General features: G+C 71.7%; 9 protein-coding genes and 1 pseudogene. 5 read left to right on the forward strand and 5 right to left on the reverse strand.

What is annotated here, in order from left to right; translation table 11 throughout:
• Positions 1–44: 44 nt before the first annotated feature.
• A complete protein-coding gene (locus tag ATK30_RS34345; RefSeq protein WP_101438939.1) occupies positions 45–1,280 on the reverse strand; it encodes an FAD-binding protein in 1,236 nt (411 codons plus the stop codon).
• A 65-nt stretch (positions 1,281–1,345) separates the two neighbouring features.
• On the opposite strand from ATK30_RS34345, the gene ATK30_RS34350 reads away from it, so the two are divergent.
• Entirely contained in the window at positions 1,346–2,203 is an 858-nt protein-coding gene (locus ATK30_RS34350; RefSeq protein WP_101438940.1) for an NAD(+)/NADH kinase, read from the forward strand.
• A gap of 68 nt (positions 2,204–2,271) precedes the next feature.
• On the opposite strand, the gene ATK30_RS47155 is transcribed toward ATK30_RS34350, so the two are convergent.
• Positions 2,272–2,667 (reverse strand): hypothetical protein, encoded by a 396-nt coding sequence (locus tag ATK30_RS47155; protein WP_312878624.1) that lies wholly within the window; start codon positions 2,665–2,667, stop codon positions 2,272–2,274.
• Positions 2,668–2,689: 22 nt separating this feature from the next.
• On the opposite strand from ATK30_RS47155, the gene ATK30_RS47160 reads away from it, so the two are divergent.
• From ATK30_RS47160 to ATK30_RS34365, 3 genes and pseudogenes are all read left to right on the forward strand, one after another.
• On the forward strand, positions 2,690–3,010 hold the full coding sequence (locus tag ATK30_RS47160; RefSeq protein WP_312878625.1) for a hypothetical protein: 321 nt from the start codon (positions 2,690–2,692) through the stop codon (positions 3,008–3,010).
• A 108-nt stretch (positions 3,011–3,118) separates the two neighbouring features.
• Positions 3,119–4,432, forward strand: a pseudogene (locus tag ATK30_RS34360) (M14 family zinc carboxypeptidase).
• Between the two features lie 211 nt (positions 4,433–4,643).
• Positions 4,644–8,939 (forward strand): HAD-IC family P-type ATPase, encoded by a 4,296-nt coding sequence (locus ATK30_RS34365; RefSeq protein WP_101438942.1) that lies wholly within the window; start codon positions 4,644–4,646, stop codon positions 8,937–8,939.
• 88 nt (positions 8,940–9,027) lie between these two features.
• Here the strand turns inward: ATK30_RS34365 and ATK30_RS34370 are convergent, their stop codons facing one another.
• From ATK30_RS34370 to ATK30_RS34380, 3 genes are all read right to left on the reverse strand, one after another.
• Complete coding sequence (locus ATK30_RS34370) at positions 9,028–10,164, reverse strand: alkaline phosphatase family protein (RefSeq protein ID WP_101438943.1); 1,137 nt, start codon at positions 10,162–10,164, stop codon at positions 9,028–9,030.
• 253 nt (positions 10,165–10,417) lie between these two features.
• The gene (gene ggt / locus ATK30_RS34375; protein ID WP_101438944.1) at positions 10,418–12,217 is read right to left on the reverse strand and encodes a gamma-glutamyltransferase; all 1,800 of its coding nucleotides are present in this window, start codon (positions 12,215–12,217) and stop codon (positions 10,418–10,420) included.
• A gap of 264 nt (positions 12,218–12,481) precedes the next feature.
• Complete coding sequence (locus tag ATK30_RS34380) at positions 12,482–13,117, reverse strand: TetR/AcrR family transcriptional regulator (RefSeq protein WP_208637484.1); 636 nt, start codon at positions 13,115–13,117, stop codon at positions 12,482–12,484.
• Positions 13,118–13,194: 77 nt separating this feature from the next.
• Here ATK30_RS34380 and ATK30_RS34385 point away from each other — a divergent pair, with 77 nt between their 5' ends.
• A complete protein-coding gene (locus tag ATK30_RS34385; protein ID WP_208637485.1) occupies positions 13,195–16,371 on the forward strand; it encodes a carboxyl transferase domain-containing protein in 3,177 nt (1,058 codons plus the stop codon).
• The last annotated feature ends 14 nt before the right edge of the window (positions 16,372–16,385 follow it).

Raw genomic sequence — 16,385 nt, forward strand, 5'->3', positions numbered from 1 at the left:
AAGGAGGTTTTGTACCGGCTTTGTTACTGACTGTCTACTGTGGACTACCGGAGCAGGTGCCGTTCCAGGAACGGGTTCCGGAACTTCCCGGCCGGGTCCAGTTCAGCCGCGAGTTCCCGGAACTGCCGCACCCCTTGGTGATCCAGATCCAGAACCGCGCCGTGGAACAGCTTTCCCCAATGGGCGCGGACGCCGAAGGGAGCCAGCTTCTCCTCGATCAACGGAAGTACCGCTTCCACCTCCGGCTGCCGCTGCTGCCAGGTGAAATGGACCGCCACCCGGTCGCCGTCGTATGCCGGGCTGAGCCAGGGTTCGTCCCCGGCGACGGTGCGGATTTCCGACACCACCAGCAGCGGCGCGATCCGGTCGCCGATGCTGCGCAACGCCTCGAACGCCGCGGCCGCGTGTGCGCGCGGCACGAAGTACTCGCTCTGCAATTCCGCTCCGACGCTCGGCGCGAATTCCAGGCGGAAATGCGGCAGCCGGGCGTACCACGGTCCGGGGACTCCGCCTTGCACCGTGGTGTTTTCCGCCGAAATGCCCGCTGCGTGCGCGGGGTGGCGCGGACCGTCGGCGGGAAGGGCGCCGAACAGCGCATCGGGGATCTCCGCCGGGACGCGGTTCTTGAGCAAGACCTGGTCGACCACGTCGCGCGCCCAGTTCGTGAACAGGCTGACGCTGTAGCCCGCCGCCTGGATTTCGTCGAAGTGCGCCAAGGCCGCGGACCACGGCAGGGCGTCGAAGACGTCTTGGCGGACCGAGAAGGTCGGCTCGAGGTCGAGGGTGAGCCGGGTGAGGACGCCGAGCGCGCCGACGTTCACCACCACTCCGGGGAACTCCGCGTCGGCACGGGAGAAGGTGCGCAGGGAGCCGTCGGCGGTGAGAAGTTCGACCGCGGACACCGCTGCGGCCAGGCCGGGCAGCCGCTGTCCGGAGCCGTGGGTGCCGGTCGCGACGCTGCCGGCGACGGTGATGTGGGGGAGGGATGCCAGGTTGGCCAGGGCGTACCCGGCCTCGTGCAGCTGCGCGACCACGTCGCCGTAGCGGGTCGCGCCGCCGATGGCGACCTTCGCGGCCCCGATTTCCGGTGTGCGGTTGACGGCGGAGAGGTCGAGCTGGAGACCGTCCGGGCTGTCGGCGACGGTGTTGAAGCTGTGCCGGCTGCCGAGGGCCTTGACCCGGGTCGCGTGCGCGACGAGCTCCTGCGCCTCGGCGAGGGTGCGCGGGGCGACGATCTCGCGTGCGCCGTAGGTGAGATTGCCTGCCCAGTTTTCGATCACGAGAGCCAAGCCTAACCGGCCCCGGCGCGGCAGACTGGGGACAGGCTGAGGCGAGGAGACCCGACATGCATTCCGCTGGACTCGTGCTGCACCCGCGCCGCGATTCGAAAGCCGCGGTCGACGCGGTGCTGGGCTGGGCCTCCGGGCGCGGGATCGAGATCCTCGGCATCGTCGACGAGATCGCCAGGGTCGATTGTTCGGCGACCGGCGTCCAGCCCGGTGAGCTGGGGAAACGGTCGGATCTGCTGGTCAGCCTCGGCGGCGACGGCACCATGCTGCGCGCGATGCGGCTCGCCGACGGGCAGCACGCGCCGGTGCTCGGCGTCAATCTCGGGAAGCTCGGTTTCCTCGCCGAGGTCGACGTGCCCGACCTGCCGCTCGCGCTGTCCGCGATCGACCGCGAGGAGTTCACCGTCGAGCCCCGGCTGGCGGTGGACGCGCGGTTCGGCGGCCGGATCGAGACGGCGTTCAACGACGTCGCGGTGGTGCGCGTGCCCGGCGACGGAAGCGCGGTGGTCGCGGTGCTGGTGAACGGTGAACAGTTCGTGAGCTACGCCGCCGACGCGGTCGTGGTCGCGACGCCGACCGGCTCGACCGCGTACAGCTTCTCCGCCGGAGGGCCGATCACAAGCCCCGCCGTGGAAGCGCTGCTGGTCACGCCTGCCGCGCCGCATTCGGCGTACAGCCGCGGCGTGGTGTTGTCGGTGCAGGACACCGTGACACTGGAGGTGCTGCCGTCGAGCGGGCGGCTGGCGGTGGAGGTCGACGGGCAGGTCGCGGGTTACGTGGGGCCTGGCGAAAAGGTCGACCTGCACGCCCGCCCCGGTGCGGCCCGCGTGGTCCGGCTCGGCATGACGACGTTCTACCAGCGCGCCCGGCGCAAGCTGCGGCTCAGCGATTCGGCGGAGATTCCGCTGTCCTGAGCAGGCCGCCCGTTCCCCTGGTAATCGCGCGCTGACCTGCGGTGGTCCCGCTCGGGCTGTGCCCGCTGTCACTTGTCGGTGACATTGCCGTGTCCTATTCGTAATGTCGTGGCGGCTTGGCGGACCCGAACGAGGAGATGGTGGTGCGAGGTGTCCGGTAGACATCGGGACGGATCGAAGTCGTGGCGGCTGCCGGCCGCGGCGGGCGTGCTGGCCGTCGGCGCGCTGGCGGCACCGGTGTGGCTGACCGCGGGCGGGGCGGAACCGGAGCAGGTCCCGGCCGCCGCCGCGGAGATGCACGCGTTCAGCGCGCCACGGCGGGCGAGCAGCGTTCCGTCGACGACCTTGACGCCGCCCACGACGTCTTCCAGCGCTGCTTCCGCGACGACGTCCTCGCCCTCACCGACGAGCACAACGACCTCCCACAGTTCGGAAGCCCCGTCGGCGAATGCGTGTTCGTCCACTTTGGCCGGTACGCAGCCCGCGGTGGCCCAGGCGGGCAATTTCCTCAAGGAGAAGTTCTCGGTGGATTCGGTCGGCGGCCGGGCCGGGCGGTCCGGGGCGAGCGACCATCCGGCCGGTCTCGCGCTGGACTTCATGGTCGACACGAAGACCGGAAACGCTTTGGCCGCTTACGTTCTCGCGCATCAGCACGAGCTCGGCGCGAAGTACGTGATCTGGCAGCAGCGCTACAACGACGGCAGCGGCTGGTCGGCGATGGAGGACCGCGGCGGCGAGACCGCGAACCATGACGACCACGTCCACGTTTCGTTCGAGCGCGGCGCGAAGGTTTCGGTCACCTGCTGACACCCGACTTTCGGAGGTGGGCCGGATTCGTCCGGAAGGGCACACTGTGCGCTGCCGAATGGTCACCCTCCGCACGGGTGGTCTTCCTTCGCTGCGTGAGGAGCTCCGATGGCGGGCAGGTTCTCGATCCGGCTCACTCTCAGCGTCGTCGGGGTGCTGGCCGCGCTCGGCGGCACCACGACGGCCGCAGCCGCCGCCGCGCCGGACGACCCGGTGTCGTGGCGCGTACCTGCTGGTCCCGCTGAGGCGGCCTCGTTGGCGCGCGCCGGGTTCGACGTCGCCGGGACCAGCCCGGGCGTGGCCTACGTGATCGGGAACCAAGCAGTGGCCGGGCAGTTGCGGAACCGGGGTTACGCGCCGGAATTCTTCGACCCTGTCTACAAAGGAGTAACAACGCGCGCCGCGGGCGACACGTTCTACGGCGGCTACCGCACTGTTGCCGCGCAGGAAGCGCACCTCGCGAAAGTCGCGGCGGCGCATCCGGACCTCGCGACCGAGTACACGGTCGGGCAGTCGTGGCGGAAGACCCAGGGCAAGGGCGGCCACGACATCAAGGCGATCTGCCTGACGAAGAAACAGGACGGCGACTGCACGCTGTCGACGAACTCCCCGAAGCCGAAATTCGTGCTCATGGCGCAGATCCACGCCAGGGAAATCTCGACCGGCGAACTCGCCTGGCGCTGGATCGACTACCTCGCCGACGGGTACGGCAGCGACGCGACCGCGAGGTCCATTTTGGACACCACCTAGGTGTGGGTGGTGCCGATCTCGAATCCGGACGGCGTCGACATCGTCGCGTCCGGAGGGAATTCGCCGAAACTGCAGCGCAAGAACGCGAACACCAGCCGGGGCAATTGCGGCGGGACGAACATCGGCATCGACCTGAACCGCAACTCGTCCTTCCACTGGGGCGCGGACTCGAACTCGCCGTGCGCGGAGACGTATCAGGGCACGGGTGCCGCGTCGGAACCGGAAGTGCGGGCGCTGGAGAAATTCTTCCGCGCGATCTACCCGCAGCAGCGCGGCAGCGACGACAACGACCCGGCTCCCGACACCGCGCGCGGCACGATGATCACATTGCACAGCTACGGGGACGACATCATCGTTCCGTGGGGCTTCACCGCCGACCCCGCGCCGAATGACGCCGCGTTGCGCAAGCTCGGTGCGAAGTTCAGTGCTTCGAACGGGTACCTGGTAGGGACCAACGAGGAGACCGTCGGCTACTCGACGAGCGGCACGACGGACGACTTCACGTACGGCGCGCTGGGGGTCGCCAGCTACACCTTCGAGGTCGGCGCACAGAGCGGCAGCTGCGGCGGGTTCTTGCCGCGGTATTCGTGCGTGGACAGCACGTTCTGGCCGAAAAACAAGGGCGCGCTGATCACCGCAGCCCAATCAGCGGCGGCTCCTTATCGGCAGTGAGGCGGCGCGCCCGGCGTTGCTGGAGGACCGGGGTTGCTGCGCGCGCGTGACTGGTCTTCGCCGTGTCGGCGGCTCCGGTTCCCCGGCCAATCTGGCTCCGAGTACCCCGCCGCGAAGATTCTCAACCGTCGATCGCCGAGGTGTCAGGGAGGCGGGCGGATCGCGGCTCCGGGAGGCATAGTTCCGGCGCGGACCGGGAATCTCGTCGCGCATGAGGATTCTCAACGTGCGTGTTCCGGGGCCGTTGTCGACCGCTGGTGCTGTCCTGGGGATGGTGCGCGGGGCGGCGGGCCTGGTTCTCGGGCCGGGGCGGCGCCGGACGTGGTCGTGTCCCGGCAGGTTGCACATCGAGGCCCACGGAGTGCACGCGGCGGGCGGACAGCTGGTCGCGCGGCGGATCGAGCGGGAGCTGGAGAAGGAACCGGGGGTGCGCTGGGCGCGGGTCAACGCGCCGTCCTCCCGGGTGATCGTCGAGGTGGAGGACCCGGCGCCGGAGCCGGCCGCCCTCGTCGCCGTCGTCGAGCGGGCCGAGAAGATGCCGGAGGAGGCCGAGGAGCAGGCGGCCGAGGAGGAATTGCACCATCCGGCCGACGGGGTGCACGGCACCCGGCTGCTGCCCACGCTGGCCGGGCACGCGGCGGGGCTGGGGTTGTCCGCGATCACCAAGGTGCTGCCGTGGGCGCCGTTGCCCGACGAAATAGCCGCGCTGCCCACCGTGATCGACCTGCACCCGAAGCTGCGGGCCCTCGCCGCCACCCGGTCGGGCAGCCACGAGCGGGCGGATTCCGCGACGTCGATCGCCGCGGCGCTCGGGCAGGGGCTCGCGTCCGGCGGCGGCGAGGGCACGATGCTCGACGCCGCTCAGCGGATCGAACAGTGGCGAGAAGCACGGGCACACGAAAAGGCTTGGTGCGAAGCCGAAAACAAGCTGATCACCGGGCCAGACGACGCGGCCGCGGACCCGGTCGCGGTCGAGCGGCCGTGCCCGGTCCCGGACGGCAGCGTGGAAAGCTACGAGCGGAAGGTGCTCGCGGCAGGGGCGGCGGCTGCCGCGGTCATGGCGCCGTTCGGGCCGCGGCGGGCGGCGGGGGTCGGGTTCGCCGCTCTGCCGAAGGCCGCGGAGGCCGGTCGTGCCGCGTTCGGCGCGCATCTCGGACGGGTGCTGGCGAAACGCGGCGCGCTCGTGATGGATCGGGCAGCACTGCGCCAAATCGGCGAGGCGGATGTCGTGGTGCTCGACGAAGAGGCTCTGGACACCGGGCGGATGGTCCCCGACGAGCTGGTCCTGATCGGGGAGGACCACGGTGCGGCCGAGCGGATCTGGGGGTTGTTCGACCCGAAACAGCCGCGTGCGGACCAGCGCGCCGACGGATGGCGGCTCGCTCCGGTCCGGGAGCTGGACGTGGGCGAGCAGGGCAAGGCGGAACGGGAAAAACTCGCGAACGAAAGCGCGTTGCTGGGCCTGATGAACGGTGACCGGCTGGAGGCGGTCCTCGGGTTGCGCCGGGAGACGCCGCCGGGCGTGACCGCACTCGTCTCGGCCGCGCGTCGCGCTGGGTTGCCGGTGGTCGCCGCCGACGGCGAGGAGCCCTCGTTCCCGGCCGACCGGACCGTGCCGGGCGGCGCGCGGCTCGCCGCCTCAGTGCGGGAACTGCAGTGCGACGGGCACGTGGTCCTGCTGATCTCGGCCGACCGCCGCGCGCTCGGCGCCGCCGATTGCGGTATCGGGGTGCACCAGGGCGGGGAACCGCCGCCGTGGGGCGCGCACGTGCTCGTCGGCGACGACCTGACGAGCGCCGGTCTGCTGGTCGAGGCGGTGGCGGTGGCCCGGCAGGTCAACCAGGAGAGCATCCGGCTCGCCGCTGGGGCGACCGCGGTCGGGGCCGTCGCGGCGCTGCAGCCGGGCCGGAAGAGTCCGACGGCGCGGAGCCGGCGCGCAGTGGACGGCGGCGCGGCCATCGCGGTCGCGAACGCGCATCGGCGTGCGCGCGGGCTTCGTGCTCCGGCGATGGGCGTGACAGCAGTGCCGTGGCATCTCATGCCCGCCGACATCGTGCTCGACCAGTTGAACAGCGATCACGGCGGACTGTCCGAGAAGGAAGCCGCCAGTCGCGTTCGCGGGGGAGAGGCCGCGGCCGGGAGCACGAGCCTGGCCAGCGCGTTCCTGGCCGAACTAGAGAATCCGCTCACGCCGGTCCTTCTGGGCGGGGCGGCGCTTTCGGCCTCGGTCGGCTCGCCGGTCGACGCGGCGCTGGTGGCCGGTGTCACGGCGCTGTCCGCCTTCATCGGCAGCGTCCAGCAGGTCCGCACCGAACGGGAGCTTTCGGAACTGCTGAGCAAGTCCGCCGTCACGGCCGTCGTCGTGCGCGACGGGACGGAACGCACGGTGGAAGCGGGCGAACTCGTGCCCGGCGACGTGGTCGCGCTCGACGCCGGCGACGTGGTGCCCGCTGACTGCCGGCTGTTGTCGGCGAGCGGACTGGAAATGGACGAATCGTCGCTGACCGGAGAATCCCTGCCGGTGGAAAAGGATCCTGCCCCGGTGGTGGCAGCCGATATTGCTGATCGCACGTCGATGCTGTTCGAGGGCACCACTGTCGCGGCCGGGCAGGCAAAGGCGGTCGTCGTCGCGACCGGGGACGACACGGAAGCGGGCCGAAGCATGGCGCTCGCCCGCGAGAACGCGCCGACCACCGGCGTGGACGCGCGGCTGGCCGAACTCACGCGGAACGCGATGCCGCTGGCGCTGGGGTCGGCGGTGGCGGTCGCCGGTGCCGGGCTCCTGCGCGGAGTTCCCTTGCGGCAGAGCATGTCGGCGGCGGTCAACCTCGCCGTGGCGTCCGTGCCGGAAGGGTTGCCGTTCCTGGTGAACGCGGCTCAGCTGGCCGCCGCGCGACGGCTCGCCGAGCACAATGCGCTGGTGCGCAACCCGCGCAGCATCGAAGCGCTCGGCCGGGTGGACGTGCTGTGCTTCGACAAAACCGGCACGCTCACCGAGGGAAAGCTGACGGTCAACGAAATCGACGACGGCAAGGAGCGTCGTCGCGTGCCCGACCTGACCGACAGCCTGCGCGCGGTGCTGGCGGTCGCGGTCCGGGCGACCCCGCACGCGGACGACCCGTCCGAACTGCCGCACGCGACCGACCGCGCGGTGCTGGAGTCCGCCGAGCACGCGGAGCGCACCAACTGGGAACCGCTGGATTCGGTGCCGTTCGAACCCTCGCGCGGCTACCACGCAGTGCTCGGCCGCACTGACAGCGGAAACCGGGTCAGCGTCAAAGGCGCGCCGGAAGCGGTGCTGCCCCAATGCCGGATGGAATCCTCGGAGCGCAAGAATCTGGTGCGGCGGATGAAAAAGCTCGCGTCCGCCGGGCAGCGCGTGCTCGCTGTCGCCGAACGTCCGCTGGACAAGTCCACAATGGACGATGACGCGGTGCGGGGCCTGGAATTCCGGGGTTTCGTGGCCATCGCGGATCCGGTGCGCGGCAGCGCGGCTCCCGCGGCGGAGGAACTGCGGGCGGCCGGAGTGCAGATCGTGATGATCACCGGCGACCACCCGGACACCGGCGAGGCGATCGCCGGGGAGGTCGCGGAGGACGGGGCCGACCTGACCGTGGTGACCGGTGCGCACCTGGACGAACTGGACGACGACGAGCTGGCCGAGACGCTGCGCGACGTCGACGTGATCGCCCGGTGCAGTCCGGCGCAGAAAGTGCGGGTCATCAAGGCTTATCAGCGGCTCGGGCGGACCGTGGCGATGACCGGCGACGGCGCGAACGACGCGCCCGCGATCCGGCTGGCCGACGTCGGGATCGCGCTCGGCGAGCACGGCGCCCCCGCCGCGAAGGCCGCCGCCGACCTGGTGGTGACCGACGACCGGCTCGAGACGATCATCGCCGCGCTGGTCGAGGGCCGCGCGATGTGGGCGTCGGTGCGCGAAGCGCTGGCCGTCCTGCTGGGCGGGAACCTGGGCGAAATCGCGTTCAGCGTCCTGGGCTCGGCGATCACCGGCCGGTCGCCGCTGACCGCGCGGCAGTTGTTGCTGGTCAATCTGCTCACCGATCTGGCTCCGGCGCTGGCGATCGCGCTGCGCCGCCCGGACGGCGAGGCGGACCTGCTCAGCGAAGGCCCGGAGACCTCGCTCGGCTCGGCGCTGCGCAGGCAGATCGGCTTGCGTGCTGGCACGACCACTCTCGGCGCGACGACGGCGTGGACCCTGGCGCGGTTCACCGGCCGTCGCCGCCGCGCGAGCACCGTCGCGCTGGCTGGGCTGGTCGGTACGCAGCTGGCCCAGACGCTCCTGAGCGGAGGTGCGAACCGGACGATTCTGGCCGCGTCGCTGGGCTCGGCGGCGGTGCTGGCGCTGGTGATCCAGACTCCGGGGGTGAGCGGGTTCTTCGGCTGTACCCCGCTGGGTCCGGTCGGCTGGACGATCGCGTTGGGCTCGGCGGCGTCGTCCTCGGTGCTGGGCGCGTTGGTCGAACGGCAATGGGACCGGGCGGACTGAGCGGAATCCGGACAGCAACGCCAGTCAGGGACGGAAATCGCCGCACGCCGGGCAAATCGCGGGAAGCCGAGCGTGCGGCGATCAGTCCTCAGTGGACGGTCAGCGGGACGTCGTTCGGCGGTGGCAGGGTGCCGCCGCCGCGGAGCAGGATCGGCCCGACCGGCGCGGGTTTGGCGACCGGCGGCGGGGGCACCGGCGTTGGCGTGGGGGTGGGTTTCGGCGGCGCGGGCTGGGTGATCGCGGTGCCGTGCGCCGGCGGCGGGGGATTCAGCTTGGCGCTGCCGGAGACGTCGACGAGGTCGGCCAGGCCGTGGTCGTCGTCGACGCGGGGCACGCCGAGTTTCGGCAGGCCCAGCAGGTCCAGCACGGTCTTCGGGATGCTCGGATGCCACGACCAGCGGTGGTCGATGCCCGGCCGGACCCGGCCGCCGAACATCAGCAGCGGCACGCGCGGGCCGTAGGCGAGCTGGACGCCGTCCGGGGTGATCTCGACGTTCGGCGTGGCCACGTGGTCGTCGTAGCCGCCCCAGTCGTCCCAGGTCAGCAGGAAGACCGTCGAGTTCCAGAGACCGGCTTGCACGATCGCGTCGACGACCTGCCACACCTTGTCCTCGCCCTGGCTCACGTCCGCGGGCGGGTGCTCGTCATACGGCGAGTCGTGCCAGACCATGGACAGCGCCGGCAGTGCGCCCGCCTTGGCGTCGGCGATGATCTGATCGGACCGCACGATGTTCGGCGACCCCTTGAGCTGCTGGTAGAACTCGACCGGATAGCCGCTGGTCCCGGTGTAGGCCTTCCAGCTCACGCCGTGGTCGCCGGCGAGTCCGGGCAGCGACGGCAGGTCCCACACCGGCTGGGGCTTGCCGCGCGGCGGGTTGCGCAGCGTGGGCGTCTGGCCGCCGACGATGAGCAGATGGTTGGGCGTCGAGTTGGTGCCGTAGCCGGCGCAGTGGTTCTCGACGAACGCGCCGCTCGCCGCGAGCCAGGCGTAGAACGGCAGATCGGCGACGGTGTCGAACTGGACGTGGGCGCCGGTGCTTTGCTTCGTCAACCAGCGGTAGTAGGCCTTGCGGTCGTGCGGCTGGTCCGACGCGGGCGGATTGGGCGAGGTCGGCCAGCCGGTCGCGACGTTCGCGCCGAACGCCGCCATGGACCGGAAATAGTTGTCGGTGGTGTGGTTCTCCTGGACCAGGACGACGATGTGCTCGACCGGGCTGGCGGCCATGGCATCCCTTTCGGCGTGCGGCTGGGCTCGGCCGGGTTCTCCGGCGGGCCGGTTCCGCTGCATGATCGCCCGTCGCGGGCGCCGCGGCCACCCGAAACCCCGATCAGACCAACGGAATCCCGTTGTGCCGCCCGGGTTATCGCGCAGTGTGCCGAACGAGTCCTTCGCCGGGTTCGCGCCTGGTGTCCGGCTCCGGTCGATCGAGCCGGGGACATCCGGCCTGCCGCCCGGCGAGGCGGCAGGCCGGACGGCGTCAGTGCCCTGGGGAGAGCACGGCGGCGGAGGTCCCGCCGCGGCGGGACGGTTCCCCGGCGGCGAGGAGCTCGCCGTGCGGCAGGAACTCGATGCCGGCGGCGACGCCGATGCTGCCCGCGTTCTTGAAGCTCTGGCCCAGCGCCTCCAGGCCCTTCGTCGTCGGCTGCGCGAGGAACGCCGGTTCAGCGTCCGTGGTGGCCGCGTTCCGTTGCGAGGCGCGCGGGGCGGCGATCGCGTCCGGCAGCGTCATCCCGAGGTCGATCCGGTTGACGAGGATCTGCAGGACGGTCGTGATGATCGTCGCGCCGCCCGGCGAACCGACCGCGAGGAACGGCTTGCCGTCGTGCAGCACGATCGTCGGCGACATGCTGGAGCGCGGCCGCTTGCCCGGCGCGGGCAGGTTCGGGTCCGGGGCCGAGCCCTGCGTCGGGGCGAAGTTGAAGTCGGTCAGCTCGTTGTTCAGCAGGAACCCGCGGCCCGGCACGGTGATCCCGCTGCCGCCGAGCTGTTCGATCGTGTTCGTGTAGGACACGATGTTGCCTCGCCGGTCGGTGACCACGAAGTGGTTCGTGTGCTGCTCGTTGCTGTCCGCCGACGCCGCCGGCGCCGTCGCGCAGCCCTGGCCGGTGGCGTACGGGTCGCCGGGAGCCACCGGGCTCACCCCGGCCTTGGTCGGGTCGATCTTGCACGCGCGCGTCGCGGCGAAGCTCTTCGACAGGAGCTGCTGCTGCGGCACGTTCACGTAGCGCGGGTCGCCGATGTACCGGTTGCGGTCGGCGAAGGCGAGCCGGGTCGCTTCGAGGTAGTGGTGCAGCGCCTGCACCCGGTCCATTGTGGACAGGTTGAAGTTGCCGAGGATGTTGAGCGACTCGCCGACAGTGATCCCGCCGCTGGAGGACGGAGCCATGCCGTAGACGTCGTAACCCCGGTAGTTGACGTGCGTCGGCGCGGTGTCGAGCGCACGGTACGCGCGCAGGTCCGACACCTGCATCGGACCGGTCAGCGGCGTGATTCCCGCACCGGGCGCGACGGGCGGCTTCTGCACCGTGTCGACGAGGTCCTTGCCGATCGAACCGCCGTAGAACGCTCCGATGCCCTCGCGTTCGATCTGCCGGTAGGTCGCGGCGAGATCGGGATTGCGCATCACGGAACCGGCCTTCGGCGCGGAACCGCCGGGCAGGAACAGCTGGGCGCTGGGGGAGAAGTGGCCGAGTTTCGTGGCCAGTCCTTGCGTCTGGCTCTCGAATTCGGGGGTGACGACGAACCCGTGCTGCGCGACCTTCTCGGCGGGCTTGAGGTTGTCGGCGAGGCTGAACTTGCCCCAGCGTTGCAGCGCCCGCTGCCAGGTGGCGAGCATGCCGGGGACGCCGACGGAGCGGCCGCTTTCGACGGCGGTCTCGAAGGCGTAGGGCTTGCCGGTGGCCGGGTCGATGAACATCGTCGAGGAGTCGCCGGCCGGAGTGGTTTCGCGGCCGTCGATGGTGGACACGGTCTTGGTCGCCGCGTCGTAGTAGACGAAGTACCCGCCGCCGCCGAGGCCGGCGACGTAGGGATCGGTCACGCCGAGCGTCGCGGCCACCGCGACGGCGGCGTCCGCCGCGGTGCCTCCGCGACGCAGGACGTCGATACCGGCCTGAGTGGACTCGACGGTGTCGGAGACGACCGCGCCTCCGTACCCGTCGGCGACCGGAGTGCTCGGCGGGGCCGGGCGCGCCGACGCCGCGGGCGCCGAAGCCAGCGCGCAGACGGCGGCGAGCCCGGCGGCCATTGTGGAGGTGAAGATGCGCTTCACATGCATGGCAACCCTTTCTCGACGGTGCGGCCGGACCCCCCGCCGGACACACCGGGCAAGGCGGTGGAACCAGAGGGTTCTGTTTAGCACCCGAGGAGCCGGAATGACATGGTTTGCGCGGCGGCATTCGAGCCTCGGCGGCGGGCGCGGTTTGTGGTGTCGGGGTCTGCTCCGGGTGTCCGCGCTGGTCGGCTGGCTTCTCGGGTGGGAAGCCGGGCAGCCGCGGGTGCATCCGGGTGAGTTGGGCGCGCGGTATTCACGCCGGGGGTGTCAGCGCCGGCCGGCTGGCTTCTCCGGCGGCAGCCCGAGCAGCCGCAGGTACATCCGCGTGAGATCGGCGCGGATCTGGTCCCGCCGCTCGGGGTGCCGGGCCAGCACGGGGGCGAGGGCGGCGACGAGCCCGCCGCCGCCGAGCGAGACGGTGTCCGGGTCCGCGGCGGGGTCGGCCAGGCCGCGCTCGGCGAGCCGCCGGATGTAGCGGCCGCCCCGTTTCATCGGCAGGGCGTGGATCTCCTCGCGGAGTTCGGCCATCGCCGGGTCCGCGATCGCCTGGTGGTCGAGGACGGTGAGGAACGACAGGTTGTCCGCGTACGCGTCGAGATACGCGGTGGTCGTCGCGGCGGCGACCGCCCAGGGGTCGTCCGGGTCGAGGCCAGTCAGCTCCTGCGCCTCGACCAGCCGGTCGCGCACCTGGTGCGCCAGCACCGCGAAGACCTCCTCCTTGTCGGCGAAGTACACGTAGAACGTCGCGCGCCCGACCCCGGCCTCGCGGGTGATGTCCGCGATGGTGGCGAGGGCGAACCCCTTCGTCTCGAAGACACGGCGCGCGGCCGCCAGCAGGGTGTGGCGGGTGGCGCTGTCGGCGCGGTCGAGCTTCTCGCGGACGGCCCAGGTTCCGGATGCCATGGACGCGAGCATACCTATTGACGTTGACGTCAATGTCAACGCAGGATGAAGGCCCGTCCCGTCCCGAGGAGTGCCCCTTGTCTTCCGTTCTCATCGCCAACCGCGGCGAGATCGCCCTCCGCGTCCTGCGCGCCGCCCGCTCGCTCGGATGGCGCGCGGTGGCGGTCAAGGCCGCCGAGGAAGCCGACGGACCGGTGCACCGCCTGGCCGACGAGGTCGTGGTGCTGGCCGGCGACCGTCCGTACCTCGACGCGGAACAGCTCGTCGCGGCCGCCGAACGCACCGGCTGTGAACTGCTCCATCCGGGTTACGGCTTCCTGTCCGAAAGCGCCGCGCTGGCCGAGCTGTGCGCGACGCGCGGGGTCGGGTTCGTCGGGCCGGACGCGGCGGTACTGCGGGCTTTCGGAGACAAGGCGGATGCGCGGAGGCTCGCCGACGAACTCGGCGTGCCCGTGCTGCGGGCCAGCATGGACGCAGCGGGCGCGGAAGCGTTCCTCGGCGAGGGACGCGGCGTGATGGTCAAGGCCGTCGCGGGCGGCGGCGGGCGGGGGATGCGGCGGGTCCTCGACCCGGCCGACCTGCCGGGCGCGATCGAGCGTTGCCGGTCCGAGGCGTTGCGGGCGTTCGGCGACGACACCGTCTTCATGGAGGAACTGCTGCCGCGTGCTCGGCACATCGAGGTGCAGATCATCGGCGACGGCACGGGCGCGGTCAGCCACGTGTGGGACCGGGAGTGCAGCCTGCAGCGGCGTCACCAGAAGGTGGTCGAAGTCGCGCCCGCGCGTACGGTCCCGGACGGGTGCCGCGAGCGGCTGCGCGACGCGGCGGTCCGGATGGCCGCGGCCGTGTCGTATCGCGGGCTGTGCACGGTCGAATTCCTGGTCGACGCGGACGACCCGGACCGGTTCGCGTTCCTGGAGGCGAACCCGCGGATCCAGGTCGAGCACACCGTCACGGAGGCGGTCACCGGCCTGGACCTGGTCGCCGCGCAGCTGCGGATCGCGGCCGGCGCCACGCTGGCGGAACTCGGGCTGGAGCAGGACCGGATCCCGCCGGTGCGCGGGACGGCCGTGCAGTGCCGCGTCAATCTCGAAGAGCTGCGGCCGGACGGCACCGCGCACGCGACGGCCGGGCGGATCGAGGCGCTGGACCTGCCCGGCGGGCCGGGGGTGCGGGTCGACACCGCCGCGCACGCCGGGGCGGTCGCGACGACGACGTACGACTCGCTCCTGGCGAAGATCGTCACGCACGTGCCGTCGCCGGACCTGGCCGCGGCGCTCGACGCCGCCCGGTCCGCGGTGGCGGAAGTCCGGGTCGACGGGCCGGGGACGAACGTGGACTTCCTCCGGGAACTGCTGTCCCGCGAGGAGGTCCGCCGCGGCCGGGCGACTACGTCCTTTGTGGACGAGCATGTCGCGGAGCTGGTCCCGGAACACCGGCAGGCGGAAGCGGACGGCGACGCGGTGGCGGCGGACTTCGCGGGTTCGGTGGTGTTCGTGGCCGAGCCCGGCACCCGGGTCGAGGCCGGAGACCCGGTCGTGGTGCTCGAAGCCATGAAGATGGAGCACGTCCTCGCCGCGCCGCACGCGGGCGAGGTGCGGACCGTCCACATCGGACCGGGAGACCTCGCGCGGGCCGGGCAGCCGCTCGTCGAGCTGACCGCGGACGCCGGAGGAGGCGGGGCGAGCGCCGGACGGGCCGAGCCGGATCCCGGCCACGTGCGCCCGGATCTCGAAGAAGTCCTGGCCCGCCACCGGATCGGGCTCGACGAGGCGCGGCCCGAGGCGGTCGCGAAACGCCGCCGCACCGGGCACCGCACGGCCCGGGAGAACATCGCGGACCTGTGCGACGACGACAGTTTCCTCGAATACGGCGCGCTCGTGGTCGCCGCGCAACGCGCGCGGCGGACCGAAGAAGACTTGATCGCCAACACCCCGGCCGACGGCATGGTCGCCGGCATCGGCACCGTCAACGGCGAGCACGCCGGCGACGGGCGCTGCGTGGTGCTCTCCTACGACTACACCGTGCTGGCCGGGACCCAGGGGTTCATGAACCACGAGAAGACCGACCGGATGCTGGATCTCGCGGCGCGGCAACGGCTTCCGCTCGTGCTCTTCGCCGAAGGCGGCGGCGGGCGGCCGGGCGACACCGACGTCGTCACCGCGGGCGGGCTCGACCTCGACACGTTCGCCGCGATGGGCAGGCTGAACGGGCTCGTGCCGACCGTCGGCATCGCGGCGGGCCGGTGCTTCGCCGGGAACGCCGCGCTGCTGGGCGTCTGCGACGTGGTGATCGCGACCGAGGACGCCACGATCGGGATGGGCGGCCCGGCGATGATCGAGGGCGGCGGCCTCGGCGTGTTCCGGCCGGAGGAGGTCGGGCCGGTTTCGGTGCAGGAGCCCAACGGAGTGCTCGATCTGGTCGCCGCGGACGAGGCCGAGGCGGTGGACCTGGCCCGGCGGTACCTGTCGTACTTCCAGGGCGACCGTCGCGAGTGGACGGTGCCGGACCAGCGGCGGTTGCGGCACGTGGTGCCGGAGAACCGGGTCCGCGTCTACGACGTGCGGCGCGCGATCGAACTGCTCGCCGACGACGATTCGGTGCTGGAGCTGCGCAAGGGTTTCGGGGCGGGTGTCGTCACCGCACTCGTGCGGATCGAGGGCAGGCCGATGGGGCTGCTCGCCAACAATCCCCAGCACCTCGGCGGCGCGATCGACGCGGACGCCGCCGACAAGGCCGCCCGGTTCCTGCAGTTGTGCGACGCGCACGGGCTGCCGGTGGTCTCGCTCGTCGACACCCCGGGGTTCATGGTCGGGCCGGACGCCGAACGGACCGCGACCGTGCGCCGGTTCGCCCGGATGTTCGTGGCGGGCGGGCATCTGGACGTGCCGATGGTGGGGGTCGTGCTGCGCAAGGCGTACGGGCTGGGCGCGATGGCGATGGCCGGCGGCGGGTTCCGGGTGCCGGAGGCGATGGTCGCCTGGCCGAGCGGCGAGGTCGGCGGGATGGGCCTGGAGGGCGCGGTGCGGCTGGGCTACCGCCGCGAACTCGACGCGATCGCCGACCACGAAGAGAAACAGCGGGAGTTCGACCGGCTGCTTGCCGAGAGCTACCAGCGGGGCAAAGCACTGGCCGCCGCGACCGTGTTCGAAATGGACGACGTGATCGACCCGGCCGACACCCGCCGGTGGATCGTCCGGGCGCTGCCGCGCGACCGGAAACCGGGACCCCGCAAGCGCATCGACACCTGGTGACGGAGGAGCACGAC

The sequence above is a fragment of the Amycolatopsis echigonensis genome (assembly GCF_002846615.1).
GTDB classification, from domain to species: domain Bacteria; phylum Actinomycetota; class Actinomycetes; order Mycobacteriales; family Pseudonocardiaceae; genus Amycolatopsis; species Amycolatopsis echigonensis.

What these genes read in the sequence shown, in the direction of transcription:
- ATK30_RS34350 (WP_101438940.1), top strand. Translation starts at nt 1,346, where the DNA reads ATGCATTCCGCTGGACTCGTGCTGCACCCGCGCCGCGATTCGAAAGCC.
- ATK30_RS34365 (WP_101438942.1), top strand. Translation starts at nt 4,644, where the DNA reads ATGAGGATTCTCAACGTGCGTGTTCCGGGGCCGTTGTCGACCGCTGGT.
- ATK30_RS34370 (WP_101438943.1), bottom strand. Translation starts at nt 10,164, where the DNA reads ATGGCCGCCAGCCCGGTCGAGCACATCGTCGTCCTGGTCCAGGAGAAC.
- ggt (WP_101438944.1), bottom strand. Translation starts at nt 12,217, where the DNA reads ATGCATGTGAAGCGCATCTTCACCTCCACAATGGCCGCCGGGCTCGCC.
- ATK30_RS34380 (WP_208637484.1), bottom strand. Translation starts at nt 13,117, where the DNA reads ATGGCATCCGGAACCTGGGCCGTCCGCGAGAAGCTCGACCGCGCCGAC.